At 49.2% G+C, this 19563-nt stretch carries 15 protein-coding genes; 3 read left to right on the forward strand and 12 right to left on the reverse strand.

Going from position 1 to position 19563, the window contains the following annotated elements; translation table 11 throughout:
• Positions 1 to 130: 130 nt before the first annotated feature.
• The 5 genes from KUA49_RS11385 to mazG form a co-directional block, all read right to left on the reverse strand.
• Entirely contained in the window at positions 131 to 1525 is a 1395-nt protein-coding gene (locus KUA49_RS11385) for an outer membrane beta-barrel protein (protein WP_218412788.1), read from the reverse strand.
• Complete coding sequence (locus tag KUA49_RS11390) at positions 1518 to 2072, reverse strand: RNA polymerase sigma factor (protein WP_203038714.1); 555 nt, start codon at positions 2070 to 2072, stop codon at positions 1518 to 1520. The genes KUA49_RS11385 and KUA49_RS11390 overlap by 8 nt, the downstream gene beginning before the upstream one ends.
• Before the next feature lie 135 nt (positions 2073 to 2207).
• Positions 2208 to 3122 (reverse strand): ribonuclease Z, encoded by a 915-nt coding sequence (locus KUA49_RS11395; protein ID WP_218412787.1) that lies wholly within the window; start codon positions 3120 to 3122, stop codon positions 2208 to 2210.
• 113 nt (positions 3123 to 3235) lie between these two features.
• A complete protein-coding gene (locus tag KUA49_RS11400; RefSeq protein WP_203038710.1) occupies positions 3236 to 3796 on the reverse strand; it encodes a hypothetical protein in 561 nt (186 codons plus the stop codon).
• An 88-nt stretch (positions 3797 to 3884) separates the two neighbouring features.
• Entirely contained in the window at positions 3885 to 4844 is a 960-nt protein-coding gene (mazG, locus tag KUA49_RS11405) for a nucleoside triphosphate pyrophosphohydrolase (protein ID WP_218412786.1), read from the reverse strand.
• A gap of 584 nt (positions 4845 to 5428) precedes the next feature.
• Between mazG and KUA49_RS11410 the strand changes: the two genes are divergently transcribed.
• The 3 genes from KUA49_RS11410 to KUA49_RS11420 all read left to right on the forward strand — a co-directional run bounded on the left by KUA49_RS11410 (position 5429) and on the right by KUA49_RS11420 (position 10621).
• A complete protein-coding gene (locus tag KUA49_RS11410) occupies positions 5429 to 8110 on the forward strand; it encodes a valine--tRNA ligase (RefSeq protein ID WP_218412785.1) in 2682 nt (893 codons plus the stop codon).
• A gap of 118 nt (positions 8111 to 8228) precedes the next feature.
• Positions 8229 to 9479 carry a clostripain-related cysteine peptidase gene (locus KUA49_RS11415; RefSeq protein WP_218412784.1) on the forward strand — a complete coding sequence of 417 codons (1251 nt, stop codon included), beginning with the start codon at positions 8229 to 8231 and terminating at the stop codon, positions 9477 to 9479.
• A gap of 23 nt (positions 9480 to 9502) precedes the next feature.
• Positions 9503 to 10621, forward strand: a complete 1119-nt coding sequence (locus tag KUA49_RS11420) for a GYF domain-containing protein (protein ID WP_218412783.1) — start codon at positions 9503 to 9505, stop codon at positions 10619 to 10621.
• 82 nt (positions 10622 to 10703) lie between these two features.
• Here the strand turns inward: KUA49_RS11420 and KUA49_RS11425 are convergent, their stop codons facing one another.
• The 7 genes from KUA49_RS11425 to ileS form a co-directional block, all read right to left on the reverse strand.
• On the reverse strand, positions 10704 to 12368 hold the full coding sequence (locus KUA49_RS11425) for a dipeptidase (RefSeq protein WP_218412782.1): 1665 nt from the start codon (positions 12366 to 12368) through the stop codon (positions 10704 to 10706).
• Positions 12369 to 12511: 143 nt separating this feature from the next.
• On the reverse strand, positions 12512 to 13363 hold the full coding sequence (gene nadC, locus KUA49_RS11430; protein ID WP_006846832.1) for a carboxylating nicotinate-nucleotide diphosphorylase: 852 nt from the start codon (positions 13361 to 13363) through the stop codon (positions 12512 to 12514).
• A 77-nt stretch (positions 13364 to 13440) separates the two neighbouring features.
• Positions 13441 to 13662 carry a hypothetical protein gene (locus KUA49_RS11435; protein WP_218412781.1) on the reverse strand — a complete coding sequence of 74 codons (222 nt, stop codon included), beginning with the start codon at positions 13660 to 13662 and terminating at the stop codon, positions 13441 to 13443.
• A 7-nt stretch (positions 13663 to 13669) separates the two neighbouring features.
• A complete protein-coding gene (locus tag KUA49_RS11440; protein ID WP_218412780.1) occupies positions 13670 to 14689 on the reverse strand; it encodes a DUF4296 domain-containing protein in 1020 nt (339 codons plus the stop codon).
• Between the two features lie 17 nt (positions 14690 to 14706).
• Positions 14707 to 15429 (reverse strand): lipoprotein signal peptidase, encoded by a 723-nt coding sequence (locus KUA49_RS11445; RefSeq protein WP_218412779.1) that lies wholly within the window; start codon positions 15427 to 15429, stop codon positions 14707 to 14709.
• Between the two features lie 3 nt (positions 15430 to 15432).
• Positions 15433 to 15816 (reverse strand): TraR/DksA family transcriptional regulator, encoded by a 384-nt coding sequence (locus KUA49_RS11450; RefSeq protein WP_218412778.1) that lies wholly within the window; start codon positions 15814 to 15816, stop codon positions 15433 to 15435.
• Between the two features lie 113 nt (positions 15817 to 15929).
• The gene (gene ileS, locus KUA49_RS11455) at positions 15930 to 19541 is read right to left on the reverse strand and encodes an isoleucine--tRNA ligase (RefSeq protein WP_218412777.1); all 3612 of its coding nucleotides are present in this window, start codon (positions 19539 to 19541) and stop codon (positions 15930 to 15932) included.
• Between the last annotated feature and the right edge of the window lie 22 nt (positions 19542 to 19563).

The following is a 19563-nucleotide window of genomic DNA, read 5'->3' on the forward strand; positions in this document are numbered from 1 at the left end:
ACCTTTGCACCGGCATTCAGAAGAAAGGCGCCTGATGACAACGAGAACAAGAACACCAATAACAGAAAAGCGGGTGTGCCATAGTCATTATCCTGACTTATAACAAACCCGCTTATATATAAAAGCCATCTTACAGATTGAACCTCAAGCCAAATTGAAGATTGAAATTCAGCTTCTTATCCTTGAAGGTATTCTCTATATCGCTTCCGTTGTCGAAGTAATACTTGGCGCCCGGCTCGATGTATAAGCCCAGACTTGGCGAGATGTCATATTGCGCACCGAGCGAAGCCTTCCCGGAGAATTGCACTTTGTCTCGCTTGGCATCCTGCTTTTTGGTTCCATCTTCGTCGGTATCATTCTTCACGTTGTAAGCTGCCTCGGCGCCAGCCATCACGTAGGCATGGAAGCCGCCACTCCTCCACAATTCATAATTCAAGCCTACCGGGATGCCTACATAATGAAGCACCTGATGAACATTGTAGTCATTGTTTGGAGCATACGGATAGAAATCGGAAGAGGTGCGGGTATAAACCACGCCCGTGCTCAACAACAAGCGAGGAGCCACGCCAAAGGCTATCTGCATGCCCACGGATACTGGAGCATGATGCTTCGCCTTTCCCTGCGGCGATTTCTGGAGTGCCTTATAGGCTGCCGCCATCAGATAATCCACGTCGTTGCTTCCACCCACCGAAGGGGCGGGATATACGCCTGGCATCGGATCTGCCATCACTCCCGAATCAGAATAACGATTGGCGATGTTACTGCCGGAATTGACACTCCCCATTCCTGCACCCAGATTTTCGGCATAGAGCTTCATCGATACTCCCGCCACTTCGCTATTCCTGGAGAAATGATAAGAAGAGGATGAATTTGGTTCAGCGTGACTCTGCGCTGATTCTGCTGATTTGTATTTCGAAGCAACCAGCGGAGCCTCATCCGAAGCAACAGCTACCATTGTTTCGCCTTCATCATTCATGGGTGCAGCTGATTGAACTGGCACAGAGGCGTAATCGGAAGAAAGCAGAGAAGCTGCCGATGAAGCAGCCTTTTGCCTACTCTTGGAATCTGCGGATTTGATATCAGCAGCAAGCAGCGGAACTTGCTTCGAATGAGAGGAAGATGCTGCCGACAGAGAGGGAGATGCTGATGACAGAGAGGGAGATGCTGCCGACAGAGAGGAAGATGCTGCTGATGATGCAGATGAAGCTTCTGATGACGCCAGGGATGCCAACTGTGCATTGCCCTGCTCCACATCCTCCTGATGCAGATAAACATAGCTTCCACCTATTCCAAGCAAGGCCACGGCGGCTGCGGCTGCCGACCATCGTTTCAACGTGACAACCCGGGCTTTCGATTCCTTCTCCACCCTTTTGACAGGATGATTTTCAGGAACCCCATTCTCCCCTGCTACAGGCTGATTCTGAGCAAGCGATTGTGCAATGCCAGCCCACAAGTCGTGCTTGACAGGCTCCTGATAGTCTGTCATCTGATCTCGAAGTTTGCTTGTCCAATCCTTGTTACTCATATTCTTTCTCGTTTAATGTATTCAAATAATCGTTTATTTTCTTTGCCAAGAGCTTTTTGGCTCTCAGATATTGCGAAGCTGAGGAGCTTTCCTTGATGCCTAGCTGCTCGGCGATTTCCTTGTGGCTGCGCTGCTCAAACACAAACATGTTGAGCACCAGGCGATAGCCCTCGGGCAATTCGCCTATCATCCTCGTTAATTCTGCAGGCGGCACCCGTTCTACCTCAGGATCCTCGTCTGGAACCTCTTCCGGAACCTCATCCACAAAGGTGAGTCGGGACTGCTTCCTCGTCATACTGATGGCTTCGTTCACCACGATGCGGAGGAGCCATGCCTTCAGCGAACCCTCGCCCCGGAAATCGAAACTGGCGATGTTGGAGAAAAACTTCACGAAACTCTCCTGCACCACATCCTCGGCATCATCACGCAAAGGGACATACCTCAGCGCTACCGCCATGGCATATCCTACGTAGCGCTCATACAGCCGGTGCATTGCTGCCTGACTGCCGCCTTTCACGTCATCCAGAAGTTGCTTTTCTGTTTCCAATTTTTCTCTTTTTTACTGATTAAACGAATATCATAGCAAAACCTTGCACCAAAAATCAAACTTTTTTTGATGCAAGGCTTTTTTCATCTTATTTTCTATACAGATTTTCTATACAGATTTTTCTATACAGATTTTCTATACCGAAATCACCATTCCCTCATTGCTCAGATAGCTTTCCCCGAATACCTCTTTTGCCTCCTTGAGCAACACTTTCTCGTCGTTATACCGGGCACTGTAATGCCCCAGGAGCAGCTTTCCTACCCCGGCATTCCTCGCCACCATCGCCGCCTGACGGGCGGTGCTGTGGTTGTAGATTTTGGCACGATCTTCCTGATCTGAGGTGTAGGTACTCTCGTGATAAAGCAGGGTAACACCCTTCACCTTCTCCCAGAGATTCGGGATATAGCGGGTATCACTCATGTAGGCATAGCTGCGGGGCTGGTCGGCAGGTGTCACTAATTTTTCATTCGGAATTACCTCGCCCTCCTCGTTGCTCCAGTCAGCCCCATTCTTGATATTGTTGATCTGACTGATAGGAATGCCATAGTAATCTATCATGTCGCGGCGGATATGAGGCAGCGTAGGTTTCTCCCGGAAGATGAAGCCGCAGCATGGCAGGCGATGCTTCAGGGGCACCGTCTCCACCGTGAGCGAATGGTCTTCGTAGATAATCTGCTGCTTCTCGGTATCCACCGGAATCATCTCCATCTCATACTCCATGGTCTGCATGAAATACTCCACCTGCTGCTTGAACAGGGGTTCATAATCCTTTGGAGCATAGATTCTTAACTTAGATGTTCTACCGAGCATTCCAAGTGTAGAGAGCAGGCCCATCAAGCCGAAGCAATGGTCACCATGCATGTGGGTAATGAAGATGGCATTGAGCTTGGAGAAATGAATATGGGAGCGGCGGAACTGCATCTGTGCTCCTTCTCCGCAATCCACCATAAAGCACTTGCCTCGCATCTCTATGAGCTGCGAGGAGGCGTTATGCTTAAGGGTGGGCAGCGCACTGCCACACCCCAGAATATGTATCTTAAATGGTTCCAAAATTTTTATTGCAATCTTATAGGTTTGAAACGGTGTATTATCATTTTCAGAGATGATATTCCGTCATTTCCATAGAGATAGAGATGACGTACTACCGCTTAAAAATCATATTCTTACTCCTGGCGCTTGAAGACGTAGATGCCCTGCGTATTCTCCAGCGTCAGACTATCCGGACCCAGATTGTCGATGGCAAAGGTATCCTTGTTAAGCAGGAGCTTACCATTCAGAATCTTCCATGAAGTCCAAGGGTTGGTTTCCGCCTTCACATTGTTCTTCACCTCGCCACCTTCCAGGATATCGAAGTTTTTGTCTATCGAAGTCCACTTGCCGAGGAGCGAAGTAAGATTGATAACTTTCTGTGCAAGCATCTCGCCATCCTGCGCCTTGTAGCCGATGAGGGCGATGCGGTCGCCAGCCAAGAGTCCGCCCTGCACGATGCCAGGCTGCTCATCGTCGATGAAGACGGTGAGGGTATCACCTGCATCTGATATCAATTCCAGGCTGTGCATAGAGGTACCCTCGCCACACACGCCATAGATGGTTGAGTCGTTCTCCGCATCCTCCAGCGCCACAGAATCGTTGGTGCTGATTACTGGCACTGTTTTCTTATCCTTACAGCTATTGGCAGCGAAAAGTACTACCAAAGCCATCATTACATAAACTAATCTTTTCATAATCTTTTATCTTTAAAATCTGATTATCTTACTTTTCTTTACTTCTCATCTTGAAGCATAACTTTTTGAAGCTTTACTTCTTGAAGCTTTACTCCTCATCTTGAAGCTTTTCCTGCTTCTTGGCTTCATCCCAGAGTTGATCCATCTCTTCCAAGCTCATGTCTTTCAGATTCTTGCCCTGCTTGAGCGAGTGATCTTCCACATAGTTGAAGCGGCGGATAAACTTCTGGTTTGTCTTCTCCAGCGCATTGTCAGGATTGAGCTTATAGAGACGGGCTGCATTGATGACGGAGAAGAGGAAATCGCCGAGTTCCTGGGTGGAATTCTCCTTGTCGCCCTTGGCAAGTTCAACCTTGAGTTCCTCCAGTTCTTCGTGTACCTTATCCCATACATCTTCCTTCTCCTTCCAGTCGAAGCCCACGTTTCGTGCCTTGTCCTGAATGCGATAGGCCTTGATAAGGGATGGCAGGGAATTTGGCACACCGCTCAGAACGCGCTCGTTGCCATCTTTCTCCTGCTGCTTAATCTGCTCCCAGGTTTTCTCTACCGAGGCAGCATTCTTGGGTTTGGTGGCACCAAGAGCCAGGGTTTCTTCCGAGCTCCCCGCCTCTGCCTTCCCGGTTGCAGATTCTGCCCTCCCGGTTTCTGCTTTTTCAGACTCCTTATATACCACCTGTCCCGCATCATTGATATACATATCAGGATTTGCCACAGTCCATTCTCCCTCTTCCTTCCAGTTGATGAAAGGATGTCGGAACATCAGCTTATCAGCTTCCTGATTGCAGACATCGCAGATATCGAACTCGCCGTCTTCTCTGCCGATGATGCTATAGAACATCACGTGCTCCAGCACATCGCCCAGCTCCTTCTTGATATCCTTGTAATCGCGCTTCATCAAGGCGTCACAAAGCTCGAAAGTCTCCTCGATGGTATTCGGACGAAGACTTTCGAATGTCTGCTTCTTATCCCATGGACACTGCAGGCGCAAACGGTCCTGCACATCCAGCAAGCGGCTGAACGCCGCCATTTTCTCTTCTTTCGTATGCATTGTTTTAATTATTTCTTTCGTATGCATTGTTTTATTATTCAAGTCTCGCAAGTAACCTCCGGTCCCCGAAGGGGGCCAACTTTCAATAACCGCTGGTGGAATGACCAAAGGTCATGGAACCTGCGGACAACCAATAGTAGGGAGAAAGCGTCCCCAAAGGGGGCGAACCACATCCAACCTTGCTCCTGTTCGCCCCCTTCGGGGACGATAAAGAGTGTGTGTCTGCTATCCGCAGGTTCCATTCCCTTCGGTCATTCCACCAGCAGTTATTCACATTCGCCCCCTTCGGGGACGGTGGGATACCACTTGCGAAAGGTCAGTTCCATAATTTTTAAAGGTTCTTCTTCCACTTCTTCCCCGCTTTCGTATTAAGAAATATGGCGAAAGAAACAGCAGCCACACACATCATGACATTGAAGAGAAACCAAGCCCCCATAATATCCCAATTCATATTTACTAACCATCGTTTTGTGCAAAAATTAATAATTTTGATGCAAAGATAGCATTTTTCGCCCAAAAATTCGTATCTTTGCACCGTTTTTTAAGGAAAAAGAAAGAAAAAGAATAAAAATTAGATAGAAACAATGGAATTAGCAAGTAAATACGATCCACAAGCAGTGGAAAGTAAATGGTATCAGTACTGGCTCGACAACAAGCTTTTCAGCTCTAAGCCAGATGGTCGTGAACCTTATACGGTGGTAATCCCTCCACCAAACGTAACGGGTGTGCTCCACATGGGACACATGCTCAACAATACTATCCAGGATATTCTCGTTCGCCGTGCACGCATGGAGGGCAAGAACGCTTGCTGGGTACCAGGTACCGACCACGCCAGTATCGCTACCGAGGCTAAGGTGGTTAACCGCCTCGCTCAGCAGGGTATCAAGAAGACCGACCTGACTCGCGATGAGTTCCTCAAGCATGCTTGGGACTGGACTCACGAGCACGGCGGCATCATCCTCAAGCAGCTCCGCAAGCTCGGTGCCAGCTGCGACTGGGACCGCACTGCATTCACCATGGACGAGACCCGCTCTCGTGCCGTTATCCACGTATTCTGCGACCTCTACCAGAAGGGTCTCATCTATCGTGGCGTACGCATGGTTAACTGGGACCCTAAGGCTCAGACTGCGCTCTCTGACGAGGAGGTTATCTACAAGGACGAGCACTCTAAGCTCTATCATCTGAAGTATTACGTGGTAGAGCAGGACTGCCAGCAGGTGGATGAGGAGAACGTGATGCACAAGGATGAGAAGGGTTACTATGCCGTGGTAGCAACAACCCGTCCTGAAACCATCATGGGCGACTCTGCCATGTGTATCAACCCAGAGGATAAGAAGAATACCTGGCTGAAGGGCAAGCACGTGATCGTGCCTCTCGTAAACCGCGAGATTCCTGTCATCGAGGATACATACGTAGATATCGAGTTCGGTACCGGATGCTTGAAGGTAACTCCAGCTCACGATATCAACGACCACGCCCTCGGTTTGAAGCACGGTTTGGAGACCATCGATATCTTCAACGACAACGGTACCATCAGCGAGGCAGCAGGCCTCTATGTAGGTATGGACCGCATGGACGTGCGCAAGCAGATTTCCATCGACCTTCAGAACGCCGGTCTGATGGAAAAGATTGAGGACTATAATAATAAGGTGGGCTTCTCTGAGCGTACCAATGTGCCTATCGAGCCAAAGCTCTCTACACAGTGGTTCCTCAAGATGCAGCACTTTGCCGACATCGCCCTCCCTCCTGTGATGGACGACGACATCGAGTTCTATCCTAAGAAGTACAAGAACACCTATCGCCACTGGTTGGAGAACATCAAGGACTGGTGTATCAGCCGTCAGCTCTGGTGGGGTCACCGCATCCCAGCCTACTACTTCGACAATGCCGGCAAGAAGGATTTCGTGGTAGCAGAGACTGCAGAGGAGGCTCTGAAACTCGCTCAGGAGAAGAATGCCAACATCAAGGCTGAAGATCTTGAGCAGGAGAGCGACTGCCTCGACACCTGGTTCTCTTCATGGTTGTGGCCTATCTCTCTGTTTGATGGCATCGAGCATCCTGACAACGAGGAGATTAACTACTACTACCCTACTTCCGACCTCGTAACAGGTCCGGACATCATCTTCTTCTGGGTAGCACGTATGATCATGGCTGGCTACGAATATCGTGGCAAGATGCCATTCAAGCACGTATATTTCACAGGTATCGTCCGCGATAAGCTGGGCCGCAAGATGAGCAAGAGTCTCGGCAACTCACCAGACCCATTGGATCTGATTGATAAGTTTGGTGCCGACGGCGTTCGTATGGGTATGATGCTCAGTGCTCCAGCCGGCAACGACATCCTCTTCGACGAGAGCCTTTGCGAGCAGGGACGTAACTTCAACAACAAGATCTGGAATGCCTTCCGCCTCGTGAAGGGTTGGGAGACTGCGGATATCGAGCAGCCTAAGAGTGCTGAAATCGCCGTGAAGTGGTTTGATGCCAAGCTCAAGGAGGTGAACGAGGAGATGCAGAAGCAGTTTAAGGACTACCGTATCTCTGAGGCATTGATGACAGTATATAAGCTGTTCTGGGATGAGTTCTCATCTTGGTACCTGGAGATGGTGAAGCCAGCTTACGGTCAGCCTATCGACCAGAAGAGCTACGACGCTACCCTCCGCTTCTTCGATGCCCTGCTGAAGATGCTGCATCCATTCATGCCATTCATCACCGAGGAGTTGTGGCAGCACATCTACGACCGCAAGGATGGCGAGAGCATCATGCGCGAGAAGCTGGAGATTCCTGCACCTACAGATGAGGAGCAGAAGTTGGCAGCCGACATTGAGGCTGTAAAGCAGATTATCGCCGGTGTTCGTACCGTTCGCAACCAGAAGAACATTGCCCAGAAGGAGCAGTTGTCTCTGCAGGTAGTAGGCAAGAACGATTTCGAGGCTTACAACGACGTAACGCTGAAGATGGCCAACCTCGACAAGATTGAGGTTATTGCCGAGAAGAGTGCCGATGCATCCAGCTTCATGGTAGGCACCGACGAATTTGCCGTACCATTGGGCGACCTCATCGACGTAGCAGCCGAGATTGAGAAGGCAGAGGCTCAGCTCAAGCACCTGGAGGGCTTCCTGATGGGTGTACGCAAGAAGCTCAGCAATGAGAACTTCGTAGCTCACGCTCCTGAGAAGGTAGTAGCCCTGGAGCGCAAGAAGGAGAGCGACTCTGTAGAGAAGATTGCTGCCCTCAAGGCAACCATCGAGGAGCTCAAGAAGAAGTAATTATAGACATAATTAGAAATAATTATAGAAATAATTACGGAAAATAATTATAAATAATGTTTAGTGTTTAGTGTGTCATACACTAAGCACTAAACATTTAACCTTTTTAGATATAAACATGATCAAGAAGCTTTTCACCTTATTTATATGCATGATTTCGCTGGCAATGACATTCACGAGTTGCAGCGAAGAGGCTTTTGATACGGATAGCGTCAACAAGCAGACCATCCTGGTGTTCTATCCATGGACGGGAAGCCAAAGCAGCACGGGATTATTGGGCTATTTGCAGAACAACATCGACAGCATCAGCGATGGAATCATCGACAGAAAGGGACTCAACAACTCCCGCGTTCTGGTGTTCCTGAGCGATAAATATAACCACAGCACGCTCTATGACTTGCAATATAATGCTACTACCAAAAGCGTGGACCGTGTTCCCCTGAAGGAATACGAGGGTGCTTCGTATGCCTCAGCCGAGGGCATCGCAGATATTATGAACGAGGTGAAAACGCAAGCCAGTGCACTGAACTATGCCCTCATCGTGGGAGTACATGGTTGCGGCTGGACTTATGCCAGCGACTGGAGCAGATACCCTTACTATGCACGTCCAAGCGTAACACGTCCAAGGGATAATAACTTCAGCGGCATTCAGTTTGGTTCTGATCCCAACGCCCCCCTCACCCGTTTCTTCGGCAGTGTGAGTCTGGCAGAAAACGCCATGGATATCAGCACCCTCGCCGAAGGCATCAGAGAGAGCGGATTGAAGATGCAATACATCCTCTTCGACGCCTGCTACATGAGCAATATAGAAACCGCCTACGAGTTGAAAGATGTTACCAACTACATGATAGCCAGCGGAAGCGAAATCATGGCAGCCGGACTGCCATATCGCTCGATGTGGAGCTATCTGAACTCTGCTACGCCTAATTATTCGGGCATCGTTTCAACCAGCGTAAACTTCTACAAGAACTCCTCTGCCCCATTCTGCAACCTGGCAGCCATCGACTGCCGACAGGTGGAGAAATTAGCGAGTGTGATGAAGGAGATCAACGCCCAGTATCAGCTATCAGCCAGCGTAAGTCTGGATTCCATCCAGCATCTGGACGGCTTCCGTCCCAACCTCTTCTACGACCTGGAGACTTATGTGGATAGTCTCCACCCAAGCGGATATCTGCTCGACCAGTTCAAGAGTCAGTTGAAGCTCACCATCAAGGCATCAGATCATACCGACGAGGCGTACACCTGCATCTACAGTTCCGACAGCTTCAAGATCAAGAACTATTGCGGCATCACCATCTCCGACCCAAGCCAGCACAGCGTGGCCATCAAGGGTAGAGAAAAGACAGGCTGGTGGAAGGCTACGCACTAATTGATTTAAAATATAAATAGGTTATGGAATTTTTTATAATTGATAATAATGGACAACAGGCAGGACCATTCAGTATGGATCAGCTTGTTCAAAAAGGTATCAGCCCCGAAACTCTAGTTTGGAAACAAGGCATGGCTGATTGGACGCCAGCCTGGAAAGTAGAGGATTTAAGAGCCGTATTGGAAGCTGTAGAAGCTGATAAGGTTAATCAGAATTCAAACCAGAGCCAGGGGTTCAACCAGAATCAGGGGTTCAATCAGAATCAGGGGTTCAATCAGAATTCAAATCAGGATTTCAACCAGAACCAAGGCTTTCAGCAGGGATTCCAGCAAGGTTTCCAGCAAGGCGCAAGCATGAATCAGGGCTTTAACACGACTCAGAACACAAATCAAGGATTCAATCCTAATTCTAATCAGGGATTCAACCCAACCCCGAATCCTGATTCGAAGCAGCCGAAAAAGAAGTCGAATCACTTCGTTATGAAGATGATTATCGGCCTCATCATCTTCATCTTCGCCATCTTCGCCGTTACAAACCCAAGCGAAGAAGAGCACAAGGAGAAGGTTCGCACGGAAGTAAGCAAGGCGATAGAGAAAGCTGTAAGCACTACGGATAACAACTTCTTTACCCAAGCCCTCCGTTCAGCAGCTAAGATGATGGCAGACAATATGATGGGCGAAGCCATGAACCAGCTCTTTGAATATCACAACTACATCGTGTGTTCCAAGGGCTCAGTTGAGTTTAATGGCAAGCAGCATACCATCAGTTTCGGTATTCTGGGCAAGGTTTATACCATGAATGCAGATGATATGGTGAAGGCGCTGGAAAATACGGATAATCTGCAGATTGAGGAATCTTCCTCAACATCAGACGATAATACCGTCGGAGATAATTCAGCCTCATCTTCATCTGATAGCAATGCAAATCTTGATGAAAACGGAAATCCTGTTGATGAATCTGCCGATGGCAGCATCAGTTCGAGAGTTCAGAAGAAGCTGGAAGACAAGGCTAACGAAGCCATGGATAAGGCTGCCGACAAGGTTCAGAAAAAGCTGGAAGAAAAAATCAACCAGAAACTGGATCAAGCCACAGACTCATCAAAGATTGAAAAAATCATAAATACAATTTTAGAGCTCATCTAAAAGAGTTTATAAAAGAGCTATTTAAAAATAAAAAAAGGTCGTTTCCCTTCTTTAATGATTGGGAAACGACCTTTTTTATTTATTATTTCTTCTCCTCTGGTACCAGAAACTTGTCGCCACTCTGCTTGACAAGCTGCTTGGCAAACTTCTCTGGGTAACCAGGACGGGCTGGACGAGCACCCAAGCCATAAGGGGTCTTCTCGAAATTACCATTCTTATCGGTTGGCTTGATAATCATATCATTATACTTCACCACCATGAACTCGAAAAGCTGGTTCCAGCGAGCCAACATCTGCTGTGCCTTCTCAACACTATAATCGTTGAGATACTTCACGGCAGCCTGTGGATTCTGAGCATAAAGCTCCTGAGCCTTCTTCTCAACACCTGCCTGAGCAGCAAAATAGCTGTTGTCCAAGCTATCACGAACCTCCTTCAAGGTTGGGAACATCAGGCTGTAACGAGGATAAACCATGTTGCTGGTCATATTGCAAACCCAGTAAGCATTCTTCTTGCTGAAATGCACCGCATCAACACCAGGAGTGTTATAGCACTCAGGACGCTGGGTCATTGAGCAGTAAACCGGTGTGAACGCAGCCATGTTGGCATCATCGTTGGCAAACCAGAACACACCGCCAATTTCTCTTGGCAACCATGAACGCATCTGGCTCACGAATACGAAACCAGTCTGCTGGGTGCTTACAGGACGCTCGTTGAAATACTGCTTGCCATCCACCTTGTACATCAATGGTGTAGGACGATATGGCATCTCCCAGATACCGCCACCGATATCAGAACCGTCGGCCACAGAAAGAGGAGTACCCTCGTAATGATCGCGCATCACAGCCTCCACATCCTTCACGCTCACCTTCTTGTTAGGAACCACCCAGAGAGGCATATCCTGCGCATCAGGATTCTTGCCGAGTGCCCAATCCAGGTAAGGACTCATGTCATAGAAATGGTTCAGCATCGCCCAGGCACGAGCATCGCAGAAACGACGACCCGAGAAATCAGGCTTCGCATACGCCATCTTCCAAGAGAAATCAGCATCCTTGCCCCGGAACCAGCCCTTGCTTCGGGCAAAGGAAACCACATCCTTGGCATACATCACGTTCTTCTTGTCCTTCATATTGAACTTGCCGATGCGGCTCTGGTTGGCATGCGCACAGATGGCATCATCCGGAATGCGGAGTGCTACCCATACAGCACCCTTGGAACCGGCACCCTTACCCATCATCTCCATGATCCAAGCCTCGTTAGGATCGCAGATGGTGAAGGTTTCACCGCCAGAGTTGTAACCATAGGTATTGGCGAGGGTGGTCATCACCTTGATAGCCTCGCGTGCCGTCTTACTGCGCTGCAAAGCCACGTAGATGAGCGAACCGTAGTCCATGATACCGGTGGAATCCACCATCTCCTCACGACCGCCATAGGTAGTCTCGGCGATGGTAACCTGCCACTCGTTGATGTTGCCGATAACGTTATAAGTTTCGGCTGCCTCTGGAATCTCACCATGATACTTGTTGCTATCCCAGTCGTAAATCTTGCGCATCTCGCCTTTGGCGTGCTTAGCCGCAGGATAATGGCAGAGGTACTGGAACATACCGTAGTCGTCGGCACTGTAAGAACACATCACGGAACCATCCACAGATGCCTTCTTGCCCACGATGAAGTTGCTGCAAGCCTCAGCCTCAGAGACGCAGCCCATCATAGCCACAGCCATCAAGGCTGAAGCAAAAATCTTATTCATAATATATATCTTTATTAATATACACCTAAATAGAATGTGGAGTTAGAAAAGTCTCCTAACTCCACAAAATTATTTCAGAAGAAGAAAGAGAAAAGCATTTGAATTCTTCACTCTTCCCTCTTCACTCTTCACTTAAATCACTCTTATTCGCAAGCCTTGAAGCTCATATCCAAGCCCTTAACACTGTGTGTCAAGGCACCTACAGAGATGAAGTCAACACCCTGCTCTGCATAATCGCGGATGGTATCATAAGTGATACCGCCTGAAGACTCAGTCTCATACTTGCCGGCGATGATATCCACTGCCTTCTTGGTATCAGGCACAGAGAAGTTGTCGAGCATGATACGGTTTACACCGCCGTGCTTCAACACCTGGTCGAGCTCATCGAAACTGCGAACCTCGATTTCAATCTTCAGATCTAAGCCCTTCTCCTTGAGATAAGCATGGCAACGGTCGATAGCATTATCGATGCCGCCAGCGAAATCGATGTGGTTGTCCTTGAGGAGAATCATATCGAAGAGACCGATGCGATGGTTCATACCGCCACCAATCTTCACTGCCTGCTTCTCCAACATACGGAGACCTGGAGTGGTCTTGCGGGTATCGAGGATGTGAGTCTTGGTACCTTCGAGGCGCTTCACATACTTGGCAGTCATGGTAGCGATACCGCTCATGCGCTGCATGATGTTGAGCATGAGGCGCTCTGTTTGAAGCAGAGAACGGGTCTTACCCTCTACGATCATGGCGATGTCGCCCTTCTTCACGTGGGTACCATCCTGCAACAGAACCTCCACCTTCATGGTAGGGTCGAAGCGGGCGAACACCTTCTTAGCCATTTCTACACCAGCCAATACGCCATCTTCCTTGATGAGCAAATGGCTCTTACCCATGGCGTCCTCAGGAATGCAACACAAGGTTGTGTGGTCGCCATCACCGATATCCTCAGCAAATGCCAAGTCTATCAACTTGTCTTCTAATTGATCTACGCTTAACATATTATTAATGTTTTATTGTTTAATGTTTATTGATTACTTTATGCAGGAAAGAACTATCAACTATTAACTGTAAACTATTAACTATCAATTCTCTTCCCGTTCCACAGGGCTCGGAGGATGCCATCCTCGTCTCGTTCCACCCGGATTTCGCCACCTAACCATTCGGTCATCGGCAACTCCTCACGAAACTCAAAGTAGTTCACCACCCTGCCCTCCTGTATTTCTACCACAGCCTGCTGCAGTATCGAGCCATCGGGCAATATCACCTGATGGGCTCCGCATCTTCTTAAATCTTCCATCACTTTTCTATCGCAGATTGGTTGCCTTCAGCGGTTCACCCTTCAGCTGCTTAGGAGGAAGCATCCTTATAGGTCTTCCTGGAGGAAGCGTTCCCGGTTTGCCCGGAAGCGGTTCCGGATGCATCATCTGAGTCTGAGAGGATGATGAAGGAGCAGAGGATGCTGCTCCCATGCGCTGGGCACTATCCTTCTTCAAACTGTCAGTAGAAGATGTTCCGGCAGAAGAAGCCGGAGTCTGGACAGTCTTTGGCTGATGCATGCGAACCAGCTTGATATGCTCTACGAACATCAGCTTGAGCGTGGAAGAAGACGGCATGTCCGAAGCAAAAGAACCATCAGACAGCATAAAGTATCCCTTCACACTCTTGATGCCAAGATTGTCATTATCAGCCACCTGAATAGAGCAATGCTGAGAATTGGAAATCTGGGTAACCTGTTGGGCAATGCTATCATTCTTAAACTGCACGGCGAGCAAAGCCACACCACCACGCATGCCATCCTGGAAGATGAACTGCGTATCGAAATCGAGCATCAGGCGGTCGCCCTTATGAAAGGCGGTATCCACCGGAATATCGAAGCTTACCGCATTAAACGGCTTGGTGGCAGAAAGCACCATGGCTGGTGCCAGATTCCATACGTTGGCAGTATCGCCCGTGGCAGAAAGATTATCAAACTGGCTGGCGTCTGCATTACCACCCAGGGCTACAATCTCGTTGTTCAGGCGGTCGCCCAATTCCTTATATACATCCTCCAGCAATTCGGTGTGGCGCATGTAATACACCATCGAACTGTCGAATTCAGCCGAGGTAACGTCGTGCTTTCTGAGCACTGCCTCGCGATATGTGATGCTCTGTCCGGTATCCCCTCCATCAGCCGTATGCGCCATTGAGAGCGCCACGTGATAATCGTAGAGGATATCCGCCATCTTGCCCTTCGACAACACATCTCCAGGCAAGGATGGCTTACAGGAAACCACACCCAGAAGCAGGCATATCAATATCGAGAAAAACGCACAAATCTTCTTCATCCCATATTCCTCCTATCTTATGATTTCTGGGCAGATTCTTCAGAAGATTTCCCTGATGAAGATTTCCCTGATGAAGATTTCTCTGATGAAGATAACTTATCAGAAGATTTCTTCTTTCCCTCTCCCAACTCTTCCAATTCCTTACGGCAGAAGATGAGCATGGCGATGATACCCACGCTGACACATGAATCTGCGAAATTGAACACAGGGTCGAAGAACGTGCCCTGCTGTCCACCCCATATTGGGAACCACTCCGGCCATGTATAGGTGAAGAACGGGAAGCGGAACATATCCACCACCTTGCCCATGAAGAAAGGCGCATAACCTTCACCAAACGGCACCTGGTAAGCCACATAATAAGGCGAGGAAGCCGTGAACATCAAGCCATAGAACATGGAATCAATCATGTTGCCGATGGCGCCGGCGAGCACCAGTGCCACCAGGAAGATATAGACCAGGCGATGCTTGCCCTGCTTGATGATGCGGTGCAGATACCATACCAGGAAGATGATGGCTACCGAGCGCACGAGGCTCAGCCAGAACTTGCCGATGAACGACATGCCCCACGCCATACCGTTGTTCTCAATGAAATCGATAAAGAACCAGTCTGTAACACGAACAGACTCGCCAAGGCAAAAGTGGGTCTTGATGTACAGCTTAATCCATTGGTCGATGATAAGCAGCACAACCACCATTGCCGTGACGAGCCAGCCGATATGTAATTTACTTTTTTTCTCCATTTATTATTTCTTTCTAGCCTCCTTGGAAGCTACACTCAATGTGGCATGAGGTACAGCACGCAAGCGCTCCTTAGGAATCAGCTCGCCAGTCTCACGGTCGATGCCGTAAGTCTTGTTCTGGATGCGAACCAACGCTGCCTCCAATCCCTTGATAAACTTCTGCTGGCGCTGTGCCATCTGGATAATCTCCTCCTTGCTCTGCGCCTCGCTTCCCTCCTCCAGGGCCTTGTAGGTTGGTGATGTATCTACCACATCATTACTGTCTGAATGGTTCAGCTGAGCCATACACTCGCAATAAGTCTGCTTTGCCACCTTCAATTTCTCTTCAATGATAGCGCGGAACTCCTCGAGCTCCTCATCGCTATAACGTGCCTTTTCGTTAGCCATAGATGTTTCTTTAAACGTTATAAAGTTATTAATTTTTAAAAGGTTAAGGAATAGAAGTTAGAAGCAAGTAGCTTCGGATAACTCCTGACTCCTAACTTCCAACTCCTATTTATTTAATTCTTCTCTACGAGAATGTTCAACTTAAAGTCATCAAACTCGGTCTCAACACCTGCGTTGTCACCGATTTCGATGCTGTCTGCCAATACCTGACCCTTGATGTAGTCGCCGAATGACTCGATGGCAGCATTGGTCTCCTCGTTAGGAGCCACAGTCACCTTGATGCGGTCGGTAATCTCCAAACCAGTCTCCTTGCGGAGGTTCTGGATACGGTTGATCAGCTCACGAGCCATACCCTCCTTCTTCAATTCAGGAGTCAACTCTACCTCAAGTGCCACGGTCAGATTGCCCTCGTTAGATACGAGCCATCCTGGGATATCCTCTGAGATAATCTCCACGTCGGCTACCTCTACCACGGCTTCCTGTCCGTCAATATTCAATGTGATGTTGCCTGCCTTCTCGAAGGCTGCAATCTGGTCTTGATCGAGTGCTGACATCTGGGCAGCAACACCCTTCATCAGCTTGCCGAACTTCTTACCCATCACTCTGAAGTTACACTTCACCTTCTTAACGAGAATGCCCTGACCCTCAATGAAGTTAACCTCCTTCACGTTCACCTCGTTCTTCAACAGTCCTGCTACAGCCTCGATGTGTGCCTTCTGTACATCATCTACGGCTGGAATCATGATCTGCTGCAGTGGCTGACGCACCTTGATGTTCACCTTGCGGCGCAATGCCAATACCATAGAAGTAATCTTCTGGGCGATGGCCATACGCTCCTCCAGGTCGGCATCGATAGCAGCCTCATCAGCTACAGGGAACTTGTCGAGGTGTACGCTCTCCAGTTCGCCGCCCAAGTCGTGATACAACTCGTCTGCATAGAATGGAGCAAATGGTGCCAGCAGCTTAGCCACTGTCATCAAACAGGTATAGAGAGTCTGGTAAGCACTCAACTTATCCTCGCTCATCTCCTTACCCCAGAAACGTTTACGGTTCAGACGAACGTACCAGTTAGAGAGGTCATCGTTCACGAAAGCGTCGATGAGACGGCCTGCGCGGGTTGGATCATAGCCAGCCAACTCTCTGTCAACACCCTTGATGAGGGTATTGAGTGAAGAGAGAATCCAGCGGTCGATCTCTGGGCGCTTCTCGAATGGCACCTGAGCAGCCTCAGCATCGAAACCATCTACATTAGCATAGAGGGCGAAGAAACTGTAGGTATTATATAAGGTACCGAAGAACTTGCGACGGGTCTCATCCACACCGTTAGGGTCGAACTTCAGGTTGTCCCAAGGCTCGCTGTTGGTCATCATATAGAAACGAACAGGGTCGGCACCATACTTATCGATCATCTCGAATGGGTTGGTTACGTTACCCACGTGCTTACTCATCTTGTTACCCTTGGCATCGAGAACGAGACCAGAAGAGATGACGTTCTTGAAGGCTACGCTGTCGAATACCATGGTAGCGATGGCATGCAGGGTGAAGAACCATCCACGGGTCTGATCCACGCCCTCGTTGATGAAGTCGGCTGGATAGAACTTAGGAGGAATAGCATATCCCTCGTAGGTGCTGTGGATGAGTGCATCGCGGTCGGCCTCTGTGCCACGAGCCATCTCTCCCTCGAATGGGTAGTGGAGCTGGGCATAAGGCATTGAACCTGAATCGAACCAAACGTCAATCAGGTCGCTCTCACGATACATTGGCTTGCCCTCCTCGTTAACCAATACGATCTTGTCAACGTATGGACGGTGGAGGTCAATCTTATCATAGTTCTCCTGACAGTAGTCGCCAGGAACGAAACCATTCTCCTTCAATGGGTTGCTCTGCATGATGCCGGCAGCCACAGACTTCTCGATTTCAGCATAGAGTTCCTCCAAGCTGCCGATGCACTTCTCGCCACGGTTCTCGTCACGCCAGATTGGCAATGGAGTACCCCAGAAGCGTGAACGTGAAAGGTTCCAGTCGTTCAGGTTCTCGAGCCAGTTGCCGAAACGGCCTGTACCGGTGCTCTCAGGCTGCCAGTTGATGGTCTTGTTCAATTCTACCATGCGCTCCTTGCGGGCGGTATCCTTGATAAACCAGCTATCCAATGGGTAGTAGAGGATAGGCTTGTCGGTACGCCAGCAGTGAGGATAGTTGTGAACATGTTTCTCGCTCTTGAATGCCTTGCCCTCCTGCTTCAACTCGTAGCAGAGTACGATGTTCAGATCTTCAGCCTTATCAGAAGCCTTCTTGTCCCAAACACCATCCACATTAAACTGTGGGTCGTAGGCATTCTTCACGTAGTCGCCTGCGTGATGAGCGTATGCCTCCTTGTTGACGCAAGCGTTCACGAAGTTGGCATCGAGGTCTTCGATGAGATAGAACTTACCCTGCAGGTCAACCATTGGGCGGGTCTCACCCTTCTTATTAATAAGGTAGAGGGCTGGGATGTTGGCATCCTTAGCCACCTTGGCGTCATCAGCACCGAATGTAGGTGCGATGTGCACGATACCAGTACCGTCATCGGTAGTAACATAGTCGCCGAGGATTACGCGGAAAGCCTCGCTATCCATCTCAACGAACTTATCGCGACCATCCTCAGAAGCGAATACCTTCTCAGGATGAGCAGCTGCATATTCTGTTACGAAAGCTGGAGCAAAGGCATCTACCTTCTCGCATGGCTTCACCCATGGCAGGAGCTGCTCGTAGTGCATGCCTTCGAGGTCGGCACCCTTCATGTGGTCGATAATGCGCCATGGGCACTGCTTCTTCTCCTTGTCGAATGGAAGGAGATCGCCTTCCTTGCACTCCTGGTCTGCCTTCAGATATGAACCTACCAGCGCCTCAGCCATCACGAGAGTCATAGGCTCGCCATTGTAGAGGTTGTAGGTCTCGATGGCTACATAGTCAATCTTAGGACCCACACAGAGAGCCACGTTTGATGGCAGAGTCCAAGGTGTAGTGGTCCATGCGATGAAGTATGGCTTGCCCCACTTGGTCCACTCTGCCTTAGGATCCTTGATGAGGAACTGGGCTGTGGTGGTGAGGTCCTTAACATCGCGGTAGCATCCAGGCTGGTTCAACTCGTGAGAGCTCAAACCTGTACCTGCGCCTGGAGAGTATGGCTGGATGGTGTAACCCTTGTAGAGCAGGCCCTTGTTGTAGAGCTGCTTGAGGAGCCACCAGAGAGTCTCGATATACTTGTTATCGTAAGTGATATAAGGATGATCGAGATCTACGAAGTAACCCATCTTCTCGGTCAACTCGCGCCACTCGGCGGTGAACTTCATCACGTTCTCGCGGCACTTGTGGTTGTAATCCTCGGTAGAGATATACTTCTCGGAAGCCTTGTTGTCGATATCCTTCTTGGTGATGCCGAGTTCCTTCTCGACACCGAGTTCAACAGGGAGTCCGTGGGTATCCCATCCCGCCTTGCGGTGAACCTGGAAGCCCTTCATGGTCTTGTATCTGTTGAATGTATCCTTGATACTACGTGCCAACACGTGGTGAATACCCGGGTGGCCATTAGCTGATGGAGGTCCCTCGAAGAAGATAAACTGAGGGCAGCCTTCACGCTCGTCGATAGACTTGTGGAAGATATCGTTTTTCTCCCACGCTGCTAGTACGTCATTGTTTGTCTGAGTGAGATTCAGACCGTTGTGCTCGGCAAATTTCTTAGCCATATTATCTATTTTAATTTTATAT

Source organism: Segatella copri, assembly GCF_019249655.2.
Lineage (GTDB): Bacteria > Bacteroidota > Bacteroidia > Bacteroidales > Bacteroidaceae > Prevotella.